Here is a 14,803-nt window from a genome sequence, read left to right as displayed (position 1 = left end):
GCGGTGCTAGGATTCGGACTTGACACTGAAAAAAGGACGATCTGGTGCCGATCCATCATACTCCGCTCAGCCGTCGCCGGGGGCGGCCGGCGAAGGGAACACCTGCGGCGCGTGACGCCATGCTGGGCGCGGCCCTGCATTGTTTCTCGCGCAAGGGGTATGACGGAGCGGGATTGCGGGAGATCGCGGCGGAGGCGGGGGTCGATCCCGCGCTGATTTCCCATCAGTTCGGGTCGAAATTCGCGCTGTGGAAAGCGGTGGTGGACGAGATTGCGCTGCGTCTGGCTGCGGCGCGCCATTCGATCGAGGAATTGCACGGTGGCTCGGGCTCTACCGAGGAGCGGGTAAGGGAAGGGCTGACGCGCTTTATCACCGCCAATTGCGACATTCCCGAACTGGCGAAATTTCTCTCCGACGAACTGAGCCTGCCCGGCGAGCGGCAGGATTATATCCTGCGTGAAATCTGGGAACCCTACCAGGAGGCCATGCTGCCCCTGTTGCAGGAGGCGCGTGAGGATGGATTGCTCCGGCATGACGGGACGCCCGAACTGACCCTGATGATGGTGATGGGGGCCGTCATGCTGCCGCTGCTGATGATGCGGCTGAAGGGGCTTTCGAAGCGGGACGAGGCCGAGCTTTCCCGGCGGCTGGTGTCGGACGTGTTGCCGATGGTGCTGGCGGCGGCCTGAGAGCCTGAATGAAAATGTAGGCCGGAGGTCGTCCGACGCGCGTCTTCGGCCGAGCGTGAACGCATTGTTGGTAATATAATCTCACCTATACAGAGAGATACCAGGGATGTGGAGGTTTGTTCCAGTCCGGCAAAGAGTGATGCTGGGTCATGATGGATGAATCTGGTCTTGTGCGCTGATGCACGTCATTCCCTGAGCCATTACATACCGCGATGGTTTGATATCAATTCATTGCCGGGGACAGGAAAAATCTGATATCCCGAATTTCAGGAGATGATTCTATGAGCGATGATCCAAAACACGTTATTATACCTATATTTTATAATCATCGGGGGGCTATTATATTTCGTGAAGGGCCAGTCAAAGTGAAGCCCAAGCCCTCTACCATGCAGAGCATCGTGGGACTGATTAATCCGAAATCTCTTCCGAAAGAAGAGACGGTCTATAAAGATCATTTTTATTATGGATTTCAATTCAATCCAAGAAAGCAAAAATTAATAGATGCTCTCATGGGGGGTATTTTTGATTTTTTTCATTCTCGTGGTGTGAGTTTTAACTATCCTGGCGTCAATCAGGAATCGATTTCTGAGAACTGGGTCGGGCAGACGCGGTATCACGCTGTCATGGTTATGGCCGATGTGCGGAACCCGTTCCTGTGTGGTTATGGCTATCTCGATCCGTCAACCAAGGTCTTTATTGAAGATGACAACGAGAAGAAGCCGCGTGGAAAGTTGAAGCCGCCAACCCTTTCCGTCGCGACGGTAAAAGAGATGATTCGCAAGGGAGAAATCGAATCTTCCGATGTCCGTCTGGCATCTGCGGGTTTGATCCAGTAGGGGCGGAATGAATGGTTCTCCAGTCCGTTATTATTCGAGAGTAAAGTTTATTTGATATTCTTGTGGGCTGTTTGGAAAATGGAGTGTTTTTTACCATGCATTCCAGCCTGTTGGCATGGTGGCTCTTGTGATCGTGCGTGATGCGGCCTTCTACGTCGATATGCCCGATGACATGCGTTATTTTCGTCGACCGGACGGCACGCAGACCTTTATCGAAAAGGATATGATTTTTCTTCTTCCTGAACGCCTCAAGGATTTCAGGAAGAATCTTTATCATGTGCGACGGGTCAACGATCCGAATAGTGCCCTGTATGCTCCGCTCTTCCAAGCAAGATGTGTGATTTCCGTGGCGGGCGTCGACGGGTTCGATGGGCCGAACGACGTCTTTCCATTCTATGAGAAGATTGCCCGGAACAAGCGCCATTATCGCGATTATTATATGCTGTTCCTGTTTCGGCATCAGGCTGATTATCGGAAATACTGCCGTCTATGCTGATCGGGGTATCTCGTGTGTGAATTGGCCGGAGGTGCGACGATGATCGGCGGAAAAACCAAACTGTTCGGCCTTGTCGGGCATCCTGTCGCGCATGTTCGTACGCCTCAGGCGATGAACGCGCTGTTTGAGCAAAATGGGCTCGATGCGGTCATGGTGCCCTTCGACGTTCCGCCGGCGGACTTGTCGGGTGCTCTGGGCGGGTTGTTGCGAATTGGGAATTTTGAGGGGGCGGTCGTCACTGTTCCGCACAAGATGGCCGTCCTGGAACTGTGTCGGGACCTGACGCCCCGTGCCAGGCTGGCGGGGGCGGTCAATGTGCTGCGCCGGGTTGGCGAGGATGCGTTTGCGGGCGACATACTGGATGGCGAGGGTTTTGTCGCGGGGTTGACCACCGCCGGGCATTCGGTGGCCGGGCGACGGATCTGCATCGTCGGGGCTGGTGGGGCGGCCAGTGCGATCGCGGTGGCGCTGGCCGAGCGGGAGCCCGCGCGGCTGACGCTGATCAATCGCTCGCGGGAGCGGCTGCTGGCGCTCCATGAGCGGCTGGCGTCCCGGTTTGGAGAGTTGGACGTTGGGATCGGGGAGGATGTCGGCGGGCATGATCTGGTCGTCAATGCGACCTCGCTTGGCCTACGTGCGGACGATCCGTTGCCTTTCGACCCGGAGCGGGTCGGGCCGGGCGTCCTGGTGGCTGAGGTGATCATGACCCCGGAGATTACGCCGATCCTGCATGCGGCCACAGGGCGGGGGGCGGCGATCCATCCGGGACGGGCCATGCTGGATGGCCAGTTGGAGGCGATTTTTCGGTATTTTTCCGCAGACGGGCGGATCGGGCGCCGGCAGGCGTGATCGGTCCGCCCCTTGGGCGGGGGCGGACCGGGTTGGGCGTTAGAAACTGCCTGACAGGACGTCCAGCAATGTCCGGCCCAGCAGGGCGGGGCTGGCGGAGATGTGGATTCCAGCGTCGCGCAGGGCTTCTATCTTGGCGGCCGCCGTCTCGTGCCCGCCGGTGATGACGGCGCCGGCATGGCCCATGCGGCGGCCGGGTGGGGCGGTGGCGCCGGCGATGAAGCCCACGACCGGCTTCTTCGTTCCGCTGTCGCGGATGAGGGTGGCGCCGTCGATTTCCGACGTGCCGCCGATCTCGCCGATCATGATGATCGAGTCGGTATCGGGGTCGGCGATGAAGCGTTCCAGCACATCGGTGAAATCCATGCCCTTGACCGGATCGCCGCCGATGCCGACGCAGGTGCTCTGCCCCAGTCCGACCGCGGTGGTTTGGGCGACGGCCTCGTAGGTCAGGGTACCGGAGCGCGAGACGATGCCGACCTTGCCGGGTCGGTGGATCGCGCCGGGCATGATGCCGATCTTGCATTCGCCGGGCGTGATGATGCCAGGGCAGTTGGGACCGATCAGCAGGCTGTCCGACCGATGCAGCACCTGCTGCACGCGCACCATGTCCAGCACCGGAATGCCCTCGGTGATGCAGACGATCAGGGGCACGCCGGCGGCGATGGCCTCCAGGATCGCGTCGGCGGCACCGGCGGGCGGCACGTAGATGACGCTGGCATCGACCCGCGTGGCCGCGCACGCCTGGGCGACCGTATCGAAGACCGGCAGGCCGAGATGGGTTTCGCCGCCCCGGCCGGGGGTGACGCCGCCGACCAGTTTCGTGCCGTAGGCCAGGGCCTGTTCGGAGTGGAAGGTGCCCTGGGCGCCGGTGAAGCCCTGGGTGATGACGCGCGTATCGCTATGGACGAGGATGGACATCAGGCGACTCCTTCCGCGCGCACGGCGGCGACGATCTTGCGGGCCGCGTCGCCCAGGTCGCTGGCGGGGATGATCTTCAGGCCGGAGCGGGACAGGATTTCCTCGCCGCGTTCGACATTCGTGCCGGCAAGGCGAACCACGAGGGGCACGCGCAGGCCCGTTTCGCGCGAGGCGGCGACGATGGCCTCGGCGATGATGTCGCAGCGCATGATGCCGCCGAAGATGTTCACCAGGATGCCACGCACCTTCTGGTCGGACAGCACGATGCGGAATGCCGCCGCCACCCGCTCGCGCGAGGCGCCGCCGCCGACATCGAGGAAGTTGGCCGGTTCCTCGCCTTCCATCTTGATGATGTCCATGGTCGCCATGGCCAGGCCGGCGCCGTTGACCATGCAGCCGATCGTGCCGTCGAGCCCGACATAGGCCAGGCCGTGGCGGGCGGCTTCGCGCTCGCGGGGGTCTTCCTCGTTCTCGTCGCGGAGTTCTTCCAGTTCCGGATGGCGGAACAGGGCGTTGTCGTCGAAGCTCATCTTGGCGTCGAGCGCCACCAGATCGCCCGAGCCGGTGACGACCAGCGGGTTGATCTCGACGATCGCGGCGTCGAGCGACACGAACGCCTCGTAGGCCGCGCGCAGGACGGTGGTGAAGGCGCGGATCGAGCGGCCATGGAGGTCCAGCCGCGCCGCGAGATTGCGGGCCTGGTAGTCGGACAGGCCGGTGGCGGGGTCGATCGCCTCCTTCAGGATGCGTTCGGGCGTGGCGGCGGCGACGTCTTCGATCGCCATGCCGCCGTCCTGGGAGGCGACGATGACGATGCGGCCGGTGGCGCGATCGACCAGCAGGGAGAGATAGAGTTCGCGCGCGATCTCGCAGCCCGCTTCGATATACAGGCGGCGGACGACGCGGCCGGCCGGGCCGGTCTGGCGGGTGATCAGCGTGCTGTCCAGCATCGCGACGGCGGCCTGCTGCGCGTCGTCGGGCGTGCGGGCCAGGCGGACGCCGCCCTTGCCGCCCGGATCGTCGGCGAAATGGCCGGCGCCGCGGCCACCGGCATGAATCTGTGCCTTGACGACGACGATCGGGCCGCCGATCGTGCGGGCGGCCACCAGGGCTTCGTCGGGTGAACGGACGACCCGCCCGTCCAGCACGGGCATGCCGAATCCCTTCAACAGGGCTTTCGCCTGATATTCGTGTATGTTCATACGGTTATGATCCGCGTTTGTTGTCGTTGCGCCTCGGGAAGCCCGGGCGGTGCGCCGGCCGCGTATGCGACAGCTATCGTCTGCATGGCATAATCGGGTGGTTTATGCCATCTCGGATGCTGAAAAGGACTTGTTCAGGCTTCGTATATGCCCTTCCGCATGGAAGGACGGGAGAAAGGGAAGCGGGGCGGATGGCATGAAAGACGGAGTACGATGAAACACTGGCGCCTTGAGCAGATGGATTGGGACTGTTTCGATCCGGCGCGCGTCGACCCCGATATCGTCCAGTTGGTCAAGGCGGCGTCGGTCGTCGAACGGAACGGCGTGGATTATGCGCATTATCTGAACAATGTGTTCTTCGACGATCCGGCCTTTCGCGCGGCGGCGGACAACTGGGCGGTCGAGGAAGTACAGCATGGCGACGCGCTGGGGCGGTGGGCGATGCTGGCCGACCCGTCATGGGATTATCCGCAGGCGTTCGAGCGGTATCGCGCGTCGTACAAGCTGGAACTGGAGGTCGATCGGTCCATTCGCGGATCGCGCACCGGCGAACTGATCGCCCGCTGCATGGTCGAGACGGGGACGTCATCCTTCTATACCGCTCTGGCCGATGCCACGGACGAGCCGCTGCTGAAGGCGATCTGCCGGCAGATCGCGGCGGACGAATACAGGCATTTCAAGCTGTTCTACGACCACATGAACCGTTACCTGAAGCGCGAGAAGCTGGGCGTGTGGCAGCGCATGCGCATTGCGCTGGGTCGGGTGACGGAAAGCGAGGATGACGAACTCGCCTCGGCCTATCATACGACCAACGATCCGGTTGGCCTGCCGTATGACCATGGCCGCTGCATTGCCGCTTATATGGCGCGGGCGATGCGCTATTATCAGCCCCGGCACACTGTGCGCGTGACCGGGATGATCCTTAAGACGATCGGGATCGCGCCGCATGGCTGGGTGCATGAACTGGTCGCGCGGGGCATGTATCATCTGATTCGCATACGCCAGAAGAAATTCGCGCGTCAGGCGGCGTTGGCCTGACGGGGCAGGAACCAGGAGGGAGTGACGATGTTGGTGCGCAAAATGATCGCGGCCGCGAGCCTCGGCCTGACCGTGGCGGCGCTGTCGCCGACGGGGGCCGCGCTGGCCGAGCCGTATTCCCTGCCGATCGCGACGTCGCCCGCGACGCCGCCGCCGCCTGATGCCGCCGCCGTCGCAGTGCAGCAGGATCTGGCCCAGGTCGGGGTTGCCGCCTTCACCGCGCCCGCTTTCCGCCCGGCTCTGGTCCGGCATGTGGTGCTGTTCCGCTTTCTCAAGAATGTGACGCCGTTCCAGAAGGCGGAGGTGGCCCGGCACTTCCTGGAACTGGCAGTCGATTCCCGTCGTCCGGATGGCCGCCCGGTGGTCGAGTCGATCGAGACCGGCTTTCAGAACAGCGGGGAGGGCGCCGACGAGGGGTACCAGATGGGCTTCCTGGTGAGTTTTCGCTCGGAAGGGGACCGGAATTATTATGTCGGCCGGCCGGTCGTGACCCAGCCGGGGTTCTTCGACCCAGCGCATGATGCGTTCAAGGCGTTCGCGGCGCCGTATCTGGCCGGGGTCCTGAGTTTCGACTATCGCGTGGCCGCGCTGGCGCGTCCGCCGGAGCCTGTGAAAACGGCCGGGGCACGGGCTGGGCATCGTAAATAAACCGTTCTACCGTAACCCGTTTGTAACAGAATTTGAGGCAACGGGATGTCGGATTTCAGACGGTATGGCCGGCGTGGCTGGCTGTGCGGCGCGGCCCTGCTGGCGGCCGCGATCTGGGGCGGTGGGGCGCGGGCGGCCGATCAGGCCGCCGACGCGAAGGTGGCCGATGTGGTCGATGCCCCGTCTTACGGCGCCTGGGGCTTCGATGTGGACGGACGTGACCTGTCGATCGCGCCCGGCAACAATTTCTTCGGCTACGCGAATGGCCGAGCGATACGCGATATCGTCATTCCGCCCGACATGACGGCCTATGGGCCGTTCAACATGCTGCATGAACTGTCGCGCAAGCGCGTGCAGGGTATCCTGAATGACCTGGCGGCCCATCCGGTGGCCGATCCCGCGACGGTCGACCAGAAGCTGGGCACGTTCTACGCCACCTTCATGGACGAAAAGGGAATCGAGGCGCAGGGGAGCAAGCCGCTCGCCGCCGACCTGGACGCCATTCGCGCGGTGGAAGACCGGAGCGCTTTTGCCGCCCTGCTGGGGCATGCGCAGACGGGGTTCCAGCATTCGCTGTTCGGGTTGGGCATCCAGCCGGATGCCAAGGACCCGACAGTCTATGCGCTGATGCTGGACCAGGGAGGCCTGGGCCTGCCGGATCGTGATTATTACCTGAAGCCCGCACTGGCGGCGAAGAAGACCGCCTATCAGGCTTATGTCCAGCAGGTCCTGACCCTGATCGGATGGCCGGATGCCGCGAAGCAGGCCCAGGCCATCGTGGCGTTCGAGACCCGGCTGGCGGAGGTCCACTGGGCGCGGCAGGACATGCGCGACCCGGACAAGACCTATAACCCCATCACGGTTGCCGACCTGGCCAGGCGTGCGCCCGGCTTCGACTGGGCGGCGTATCTGACCGGTGCCGAACTGCCCGAGACGATCGTGAAATCGGGCACGCTGATCGTCGGCGAGCCCGATGCCGTCGTCGGCGAGGCGAAGATTGCGTCGGAAACGCCGTTGGACACGCTGCGGGCGTGGCTGGCCTTCCATCTGGCGGGCAGTGCCGCGCATTACCTGCCCAAGGCGTTCGTGCAGGCGTCGTTCGATTTCAACGACAAGACGCTGGGTGGCCAGCCGCAACTGCCCGAACGGTGGAAACGCGGCGTGACGGCCACCGGCCACGCGATGGGCATGGCGCTGGGACAGACCTATGTCGCGCGCTATTTCCCGCCGGAATACCGGCAGATGATGGAATCGCTGACCACCGAACTGAAGGCGGCCTTCCGGGTGCGGTTGCAGCATAACGCATGGATGGGGGCGCAGACCCGCGCCGCCGCCGTGCAGAAGCTGGACCATTTCACCATCCAGATCGGCTATCCCAAGCGCTGGCGGGATTATTCGACCCTCGTCGTCAGGCAGGGGGACGCCTATGGCAATGCTGCCCGCGCCGAGGCCTTCGAGTGGCGTTACTGGCTGGGTCATCTGGGCCACCCGGTCGATCGGGACGAGTGGGACATGACCCCGCAGACCGTCAATGCCTACAATAACCCCCTGTTCAACGAGGTGGTGTTTCCGGCGGCGATCCTGCAGCCGCCCTTCTTCAACCCAAAGGCGGACCCGGCGGTCAATTACGGTGCGATCGGCGGTGTGATCGGCCATGAGATGACGCATTCCTTCGATGATGAAGGGCGGAAGTTCGACTATATGGGCCGCCTGAAAGAATGGTGGACCAAGGATGACGCGGCACGCTTCAACAAGCTCGCCGATCGCTTCGGCAAGCAGTACGACGCCTTCGAAGTGCTGCCGGGCGTGCATGTGAACGGCAAGCTGACGATGGGCGAGAACATCGCCGATCTGGGCGGCCTGACCCTGGCGCTGGATGCCTATCATGCCTCGCTGCACGGCAAGCCGGCCCCGGTGATCGGCGGCTTGACGGGGGACCAGCGCGTGTTCCTCGGCTGGGCGCAGGTCTGGCGGCAGAAACTGCGTGACGACACCATCCGCCAGCGGGTGATGACGGACCCGCATTCGCCGCCGCAGGCGCGGGTGAATATTCCGATGCACAATGTTGATGCCTGGTACAAGGCCTGGAACGTCAAGCCGGGCGACACGCTGTATCTGAAGCCTGAAGAGCGGGTGAAGATCTGGTGACGGCGGGAAACCGCATGGCCTGAGAACAGGGGCGGGGCGGTTTTTTGCCGTTCCGCCCCTTGCGTAAACGGATGCCACCTGCTGGAACCACCCTCGTGATCGGGGAGAGGTGCGATGACGACGGTGACGCTTGGCCATCCGGAAACCATCCTGCACGCGGCGGCTGCCGCGGCAGTCGTGCGTGTACTGGAAGCTTATGACCTGGACGTCGAATACGTTACCGGTAGCCGGGACGAGCTGACGGCGGCCATGAAGGCGGGCGAGATCGACCTGTTCGTCTCCGCGTGGCTGCCTGATGTCGATGCCGTCTGGGCGGACCCGTCGCTGGGCATGGACCCGCTGGGTGAGTTGTACAAGCCCGTTTTCGGCTGGTTCATGCCTGAAGGCTGCGCGCCGGGTGTGGCTTCGATCGCTGATCTGGGGCTGGATGACGGGGTGGTCAACCGCAATATCGTGGCGGCGGAATCGGTGCTGGAACGGGTGCGGCTCGGCGTCGGGTCCTATGGGCTGACGGAGCGCGGCTTCACCATCGATGCCCGTCCGGATGAAGATGCCTGGCAATATGCCGCGAAGGCGATCGAGACCGGGGAGGCGGCGGTCCTGCCGCTGTGGCAGCCGCATTTCCTGCACCATGGCGGCCGGCTGCGGCCGCTGGAAGACCCCAGGAACGTGCTGGCCGGCGAGCAGGCGGCCCGGATGCTGGTGCGCCGCGAGGCGCGGGCGGAACTGGATTCCGACCTGCTGGATGAGCTGGACGAGCTGATGCTGGGCCACAAGGTGGTGAGCGCGCTGGAATATGCGGTGCGCTGCGACGGCATGACCGGCGATGAGGCGGCCGAAGCCTGGCAGCGCGGAAAGCTGCTGCCCCGGTAGGGTCATGGTGCACGCATCCTCTCTGACGATCGGGTCGGTCGGTGATCTGCGTGAGGTCGATTACTGGCTGTTCGGAGCCCTGCGGCCGCGCTCCTGCCCGCTGCGCGTGCTGGTGGCCGGGGGCGATGCGGCTGGTGCGGCGCGACTGGCGGAGCGCTTGGAAGCGGAGGGGCGACCGGGGGAGGTCGGGTTTCTTGCTGCCGGTGCGTCACTCCCGTCTTCTGTTTACGATTATATTGATTGCGACCTGAGCGCGGAGGCGGAGCCGGTGGCGCGGCTGGAGGCCCTGGGCGGCCTGCTGGCGCCGGGGGGCGGCATGCGCGTCGTGGTGCCCGCATCGGATGGGCGGGACGCTGGCTGCGCTGTCGATGGACTGTTTGACCTGCTGGCGGCGGCGCGGCTGGTGCCGGTCTGCCTGATGGCGCCGCTGGAATACGATCCGGCGCTTCTGGAGGCCGACCCGGCCTTTTGCACCGATCTCGATTTCGTGCCCGATCGCGTACGGGCCGGTCTGGCCGAGTCGCGTGGCGCAGGGCGGGCGTTTCATGTGGCTTATGTCCGCCGTGCGGGCGAGGTCGTGGGGCGGGCCGATCCGATGGACCCGGCTTGCGTGCCGGTGCTGCGTGCCTTGGACGGGTTGGGGCTCTCGCGGCTGATGCGGCCCGATAATCGGTTGCCGGTCCGTCTGGCGGGGCGTGAGGTGCTGGTGCCGGTCATCTCGCAGGCGCGCGGGCTGCTGCCGCTGATCGACGGCAGGCGCACGGTGGGTGAACTGGCGGCGCTCCTGGATAATCGGGGCGTCGATGCCGCGCAGTTTCGGCAGGTGTGGCGGATGACGTTCGCCACCTTCGCCGGGCTGAACCAGCTTCTGCTTCAGGCGCCGTTGTGAGCGGGCGGCCGGAAGCGCCGCTCGCCATTGTGATCTTCGGGGCCACGGTTCATCCCGACGGCACACCTTCCGCGACATTATGCCGCCGGGTTGCGGCGGCCGAGGCCTTCGGGCGGACCTGCGCGGCGCCGCTGTTCGTGCCGACCGGCGGCAGCCTGGGTGGCCGCCCGGCCGAGGCGCCTGTGATGGCGGAATTGCTGCGTCGGACCGGGGTGCGGGATTCGGCGATCCTGATCGAGGCGACGGCGCGGGATACGCTGGACTCGGTGCTAGCCTGCTCCGTGCTGCTGCGCGCGCGTGGTTATCGCGGCGCCGTTGCGGTTGCCAGCAGCGGCTATCACCTGCCGCGCTGTCTGGTGCTGATGCGGCTTGCTGGCTGGCGGGTGGTGCGGGTGCCCCCGCCCCGGGTGCCGGCTGCCCGGGGCCTGCGGCGGCGCTGGTTCTGGCGCCTGCGCGAGGTCGCGGCTCTGCCATGGGACGTCCTGCTGCTGGTGCTCCGTCGCCGTGAGACCGTGCCGCGCGATTGACAGGCGCCGCGTCCTGTCGGCATTTCGCGGGCCGGAACGTGAGATTTCTTTTGGATAATGAGGACAGCATGACCGTTCACGCCTTCATCTTCCCCGGTCAGGGTAGCCAGTCCGTCGGGATGGGCGCCGAACTGGCCGCAGCCTTCGCCCCGGCGCGTGAGGTGTTCCAGGAAGTCGACGACGCGCTGAACCAGAAGCTTTCCGCCCTGATCTTCGAGGGGCCGATGGAAGATCTGACCCGCACCGAAAATACCCAGCCTGCCCTGATGGCGGTGTCTATGGCGGTGCTGCGGGTGCTGGAGAAGGAAGGCGGGCTGGAGCTGAAGCGCGTGGCCGCGTTGGTGGCGGGGCATTCGCTGGGAGAATATTCGGCGCTGGCGGCGGCGGGATCGTTCGGGATCGCGCAGACGGCGCGCCTGCTGCGCCAGCGCGGCACGGCAATGCAGAAAGCGGTGCCGGCGGGCGAGGGCGGGATGGCGGCGCTGATCGGCGTGGATCTGGACGAGGCGCGCGCGATCTGCGCCGAGGCCGCGATCGTGCGCGTGGAAGGCGAGCCGGACCGCACGGAAATCATTGAAGTGGCCAACGATAATGGCGGCGGACAGATCGTTATTTCGGGCCGGGCGACGGCGATCGAGCGGGCGATTCCGATTGCCAAGGCGCGCGGGGTGAAGCGGGCGGTGGTGCTGCCGGTGTCGGCGCCGTTTCATTGCTCGCTGATGGCCCCGGCAGCCGATGCGATGGGCGAGGCGCTGGAGCGGGCCGAAATTGCGCCGCCGATCGTGCCGCTGGTGGCCAATGTCTCGGCGGCCAAGGTGACCGACCCGCAGGCGATTCGCGACCTGCTGGTGCGGCAGGTGACCGGCACCGTGCGCTGGCGCGAAAGTGTCGAGGCGATGGCGGCGATGGGCGTCGACAGTTTTGTGGAACTGGGGGCCGGCAAGGTGCTGTCCGGGCTGGTGCGGCGCATCGCGCCCGATGCGGCGAGCCGCTCGGTCGGCACCCCGGCGGATATCGAGGCGTTTCTCGCGTCGCTATGAGAGATGATTTTTCAGGCAAGGACGGGCTGATGTTCAGGTTGGATGGCAAGACCGCGCTGGTGACGGGCGCATCGGGGGGAATCGGTGCCGCGATCGCGCGGACCCTGCATGCCCAGGGCGCGCGCGTGGTACTTTCCGGCACGCGTGAGGCGGTGCTGGCCGCCGTGGCCAGTGAGATCGCGCCCGATGGCGAGCGGGTTCATGTGTGCCCCGCCGACCTGTCGGACCCGAAGGCGGCCGACGCGCTGGTGGCCGCCGCCGAGGTCGCGGCCGGCGCGCCGCTGGATATCCTGGTCAATAATGCCGGCCTGACGCGGGACGGACTGGCGATTCGCATGAAGGACGAGGACTGGAACCGCGTGATGGAGGTGGATCTGGCCGCCCCCTTCCGCCTGTGTCGCGCGGTGCTGAAGGGCATGCTGCGCCGCCGGGCGGGGCGAATCGTCAGCATCGCCTCGATCGTCGGCGTGACCGGCAATGCCGGCCAGGCGAATTATGCGGCGGCCAAGGCGGGCATGATCGGCATGACCAAGTCGCTGGCGCAGGAAGCCGGTTCGCGCGGCGTGACCGTCAATGTCGTGGCGCCGGGCTTTATCCAGACCGCGATGACCGACGTGCTGCCGGAGGCGCAGCGCGAGAAGCTGCTGGGCGGCATTCCGCTGGGACGGATGGGCAAACCCGAGGATATTGCTGCGTCCGTCGCCTATCTGGCATCGGACGAGGCCGGATGGATCACCGGCACCACGCTGAACGTCAACGGCGGGATGGCAATGCCCTGATCGACGGGGAACACGCTGATTCCGCTGGACGCAGGCAGGGATATGGCGGACAACAGGCCGATTTCGCGGAGCCGGATTTCAGGTTTTGGCAGCGGATTATGACGGAAAGAAGATCCGCCGCCTTGGCTAGTGCCGAGGAACCGTGCTAATCCGCCGCTGCTTCGTCCGGAAGCGGGCTGGGCATGGTCCGGCGGTTCCGCTTCGCGGGACGTCAGACAGGACGAATGAATTTCGAACCGCCCGTATCTCATTGGGGCAGACAGGAAGCGAAGACAGATGAGCGAAATCGCTGACAAGGTTAAGAAGATCGTGGTCGAGCACCTCGGCGTCGAGGAAAGCAAGGTCACGCCGGAGGCCTCCTTCATTGACGATCTGGGCGCGGACAGCCTGGATACGGTCGAGCTGGTGATGGCCTTCGAAGAGGCTTTCAGCGTCGAGATCCCGGAAGATGCAGCCGAGAAGATCGCGACCGTGAAGGACGCCATCGACTACATCGAGAAGCAGAAGGCCGCCTGAGGCTGCTTCTACGGAACGTCGGATTTTGTGATCAGGGAGCGGTGCGGGTTGATACAATCTGCCGGAGGAGCGCCGGGACGTCGGCGCGTTGTTGTTACCGGTATGGGCATTGTCAGCCCGCTCGGGCTGGGGCTCGAACATAACTGGTCGCGCCTGATCGCCGGCGAAAGCGGGATCGGCCGCATTGCCTCGTTCGATCCCTCGGACCTGCCGGCGCATGTCGCCGGCGAGGTGCCGGCCGGGCCGACCGAGGCGGGCTGCCTGACCCTGTCCGACTGGGTGCCGGTCAAGGACCAGAAGAAGATGGATCGCTTCATCCATCTGGGTCTTGTCGCGGCGACCGAGGCGGTCGAGGATTCCGGGTGGAAGCCCGAATCCGAGGAGGACCGCTGCCGGACCGGCGTGATGATCGGTTCGGGCATCGGCGGACTTCAGACGATTTATGATGCGTCGGTCACGGTGCATGAGGGGCGGGCGCGTCGCCTGTCGCCCTTCTTCATCCCGTCGGCGCTGATCAATCTGGTCTCCGGCCATGTTTCGATCAAATACGGTTTCAAGGGCCCCAACCATTCGGTTGTGACCGCGTGCGCCTCCGGCGTGCATGCGATCGGCGATGCCTCGCGCCTGATCATGCTCGGCGACGCCGACGTGATGGTGGCCGGTGGCGCCGAAGCGGCGGTGTGCCCGTTGGGAATCGCCGGGTTCAGTTCGGCCCGTGCGCTCTCCACCGCGTTCAACGCGGAGCCGGAGAAGGCCTCGCGCCCCTGGGATCGCGATCGCGACGGCTTCGTCATGGGCGAAGGCGCCGGCATCGTGGTGCTGGAGGAGTACGAGCACGCGAAGGCGCGTGGCGCCAAGATCTATGGCGAGATCATCGGATACGGCATGTCGGGCGATGCGTACCACATCACCGCGCCGGCCGAGGGGCATGAAGGTGCCTATCGCGCCATGCAGGCCGCGGTACGCAGCGCCGGCATCGCGCCTTCCGATATCGGCTATGTGAATGCCCATGGTACGTCGACCATGGCCGATGACCTGGAATTGCAGGCAGTCGAACGTCTGTTCGGCGATGCGGCGAGCCAGGTCGCGATGTCGTCGACCAAATCCGCGATCGGCCATCTGCTGGGTGCGGCCGGAGCCGTCGAGGCGATTTTCTCGATCCTGGCGATCCGCGACAATGTCGCGCCGCCGACGCTGAACCTGGACAATCCGTCCACCGAAAGCGCGATCGACCGCGTGGCGCATGAGGCCCAGCGCCGCAAGATCGATATCGCCCTGTCGAACAGTTTCGGGTTCGGTGGCACCAACGCCAGCATCATCGTACGCGGCGTCTGACCCTGCGCGGACTGACG

The 14,803-nt window shown here is 64.8% G+C and carries 16 protein-coding genes; 14 read left to right on the top strand and 2 right to left on the bottom strand.

The genetic code is table 11. From position 1 onward, the window contains the following. Positions 1-44: 44 nt before the first annotated feature. From C7453_RS08470 to C7453_RS08455, 4 genes are all read left to right on the top strand, one after another. Entirely contained in the window at positions 45-689 is a 645-nt protein-coding gene (locus C7453_RS08470; protein ID WP_141288972.1) for a TetR/AcrR family transcriptional regulator, read from the top strand. 281 nt (positions 690-970) lie between these two features. Next, the gene (locus tag C7453_RS18680) at positions 971-1,525 is read left to right on the top strand and encodes a hypothetical protein (RefSeq protein ID WP_141288973.1); all 555 of its coding nucleotides are present in this window, start codon (positions 971-973) and stop codon (positions 1,523-1,525) included. A gap of 115 nt (positions 1,526-1,640) precedes the next feature. After that, the gene (locus C7453_RS08460) at positions 1,641-2,021 is read left to right on the top strand and encodes a hypothetical protein (protein ID WP_245948932.1); all 381 of its coding nucleotides are present in this window, start codon (positions 1,641-1,643) and stop codon (positions 2,019-2,021) included. Positions 2,022-2,060: 39 nt separating this feature from the next. Then, positions 2,061-2,870 carry a shikimate dehydrogenase family protein gene (locus C7453_RS08455; RefSeq protein ID WP_114727120.1) on the top strand — a complete coding sequence of 270 codons (810 nt, stop codon included), beginning with the start codon at positions 2,061-2,063 and terminating at the stop codon, positions 2,868-2,870. Positions 2,871-2,909: 39 nt separating this feature from the next. Here the strand turns inward: C7453_RS08455 and sucD are convergent, their stop codons facing one another. After that, positions 2,910-3,791 carry a succinate--CoA ligase subunit alpha gene (gene sucD, locus C7453_RS08450; protein ID WP_114727119.1) on the bottom strand — a complete coding sequence of 294 codons (882 nt, stop codon included), beginning with the start codon at positions 3,789-3,791 and terminating at the stop codon, positions 2,910-2,912. Continuing rightward, the gene (gene sucC, locus C7453_RS08445) at positions 3,791-4,993 is read right to left on the bottom strand and encodes an ADP-forming succinate--CoA ligase subunit beta (protein ID WP_114727118.1); all 1,203 of its coding nucleotides are present in this window, start codon (positions 4,991-4,993) and stop codon (positions 3,791-3,793) included. The genes sucD and sucC overlap by 1 nt, the downstream gene beginning before the upstream one ends. Before the next feature lie 213 nt (positions 4,994-5,206). Between sucC and C7453_RS08440 the strand changes: the two genes are divergently transcribed. From C7453_RS08440 to fabF, 10 genes are all read left to right on the top strand, one after another. Further along, on the top strand, positions 5,207-6,031 hold the full coding sequence (locus C7453_RS08440; RefSeq protein ID WP_114727117.1) for an acyl-ACP desaturase: 825 nt from the start codon (positions 5,207-5,209) through the stop codon (positions 6,029-6,031). Between the two features lie 27 nt (positions 6,032-6,058). Then, entirely contained in the window at positions 6,059-6,679 is a 621-nt protein-coding gene (locus C7453_RS08435) for a Dabb family protein (protein WP_114727116.1), read from the top strand. 45 nt (positions 6,680-6,724) lie between these two features. Beyond that, positions 6,725-8,827, top strand: coding sequence for a M13 family metallopeptidase (locus C7453_RS08430; protein ID WP_114727115.1), 2,103 nt, complete (start codon positions 6,725-6,727; stop codon positions 8,825-8,827). A gap of 114 nt (positions 8,828-8,941) precedes the next feature. Then, positions 8,942-9,700, top strand: coding sequence for a glycine betaine ABC transporter substrate-binding protein (locus C7453_RS08425; RefSeq protein ID WP_114727114.1), 759 nt, complete (start codon positions 8,942-8,944; stop codon positions 9,698-9,700). A 4-nt stretch (positions 9,701-9,704) separates the two neighbouring features. Then, positions 9,705-10,589: a hypothetical protein gene (locus C7453_RS08420; RefSeq protein WP_114727113.1), complete on the top strand. Its 885-nt coding sequence runs from the start codon at positions 9,705-9,707 to the stop codon at positions 10,587-10,589. Next, the gene (locus C7453_RS08415; RefSeq protein ID WP_114727112.1) at positions 10,586-11,116 is read left to right on the top strand and encodes a YdcF family protein; all 531 of its coding nucleotides are present in this window, start codon (positions 10,586-10,588) and stop codon (positions 11,114-11,116) included. Before C7453_RS08420 ends, C7453_RS08415 begins: the two co-directional genes overlap by 4 nt. A 68-nt stretch (positions 11,117-11,184) precedes the next feature. Then, positions 11,185-12,156 (top strand): ACP S-malonyltransferase, encoded by a 972-nt coding sequence (gene fabD / locus C7453_RS08410; RefSeq protein WP_114727111.1) that lies wholly within the window; start codon positions 11,185-11,187, stop codon positions 12,154-12,156. Between the two features lie 29 nt (positions 12,157-12,185). After that, the gene (gene fabG / locus C7453_RS08405; protein WP_114727346.1) at positions 12,186-12,935 is read left to right on the top strand and encodes a 3-oxoacyl-[acyl-carrier-protein] reductase; all 750 of its coding nucleotides are present in this window, start codon (positions 12,186-12,188) and stop codon (positions 12,933-12,935) included. 276 nt (positions 12,936-13,211) lie between these two features. After that, positions 13,212-13,451 (top strand): acyl carrier protein, encoded by a 240-nt coding sequence (locus C7453_RS08400; protein WP_012227163.1) that lies wholly within the window; start codon positions 13,212-13,214, stop codon positions 13,449-13,451. Between the two features lie 48 nt (positions 13,452-13,499). Beyond that, entirely contained in the window at positions 13,500-14,786 is a 1,287-nt protein-coding gene (gene fabF / locus C7453_RS08395) for a beta-ketoacyl-ACP synthase II (protein WP_114727110.1), read from the top strand. The last annotated feature ends 17 nt before the right edge of the window (positions 14,787-14,803 follow it).

The sequence above is a fragment of the Gluconacetobacter liquefaciens genome (assembly GCF_003350405.1).
Taxonomy (GTDB): Bacteria; Pseudomonadota; Alphaproteobacteria; order Acetobacterales; family Acetobacteraceae; genus Gluconacetobacter; species Gluconacetobacter liquefaciens.
The sequence above is the reverse complement of the archived record's forward strand: the minus strand, read 5'-3'. Positions and strand labels throughout refer to the sequence as shown.

What these genes read in the sequence shown, in the direction of transcription:
- sucD (WP_114727119.1), bottom strand. Translation starts at nt 3,791, where the DNA reads ATGTCCATCCTCGTCCATAGCGATACGCGCGTCATCACCCAGGGCTTC.
- C7453_RS08455 (WP_114727120.1), top strand. Translation starts at nt 2,061, where the DNA reads ATGATCGGCGGAAAAACCAAACTGTTCGGCCTTGTCGGGCATCCTGTC.
- C7453_RS08425 (WP_114727114.1), top strand. Translation starts at nt 8,942, where the DNA reads ATGACGACGGTGACGCTTGGCCATCCGGAAACCATCCTGCACGCGGCG.
- C7453_RS08430 (WP_114727115.1), top strand. Translation starts at nt 6,725, where the DNA reads ATGTCGGATTTCAGACGGTATGGCCGGCGTGGCTGGCTGTGCGGCGCG.
- C7453_RS08420 (WP_114727113.1), top strand. Translation starts at nt 9,705, where the DNA reads ATGGTGCACGCATCCTCTCTGACGATCGGGTCGGTCGGTGATCTGCGT.
- C7453_RS08400 (WP_012227163.1), top strand. Translation starts at nt 13,212, where the DNA reads ATGAGCGAAATCGCTGACAAGGTTAAGAAGATCGTGGTCGAGCACCTC.
- sucC (WP_114727118.1), bottom strand. Translation starts at nt 4,993, where the DNA reads ATGAACATACACGAATATCAGGCGAAAGCCCTGTTGAAGGGATTCGGC.
- C7453_RS08460 (WP_245948932.1), top strand. Translation starts at nt 1,641, where the DNA reads ATGGTGGCTCTTGTGATCGTGCGTGATGCGGCCTTCTACGTCGATATG.
- C7453_RS08435 (WP_114727116.1), top strand. Translation starts at nt 6,059, where the DNA reads ATGTTGGTGCGCAAAATGATCGCGGCCGCGAGCCTCGGCCTGACCGTG.
- fabD (WP_114727111.1), top strand. Translation starts at nt 11,185, where the DNA reads ATGACCGTTCACGCCTTCATCTTCCCCGGTCAGGGTAGCCAGTCCGTC.
- fabG (WP_114727346.1), top strand. Translation starts at nt 12,186, where the DNA reads ATGTTCAGGTTGGATGGCAAGACCGCGCTGGTGACGGGCGCATCGGGG.
- C7453_RS08440 (WP_114727117.1), top strand. Translation starts at nt 5,207, where the DNA reads ATGAAACACTGGCGCCTTGAGCAGATGGATTGGGACTGTTTCGATCCG.
- C7453_RS18680 (WP_141288973.1), top strand. Translation starts at nt 971, where the DNA reads ATGAGCGATGATCCAAAACACGTTATTATACCTATATTTTATAATCAT.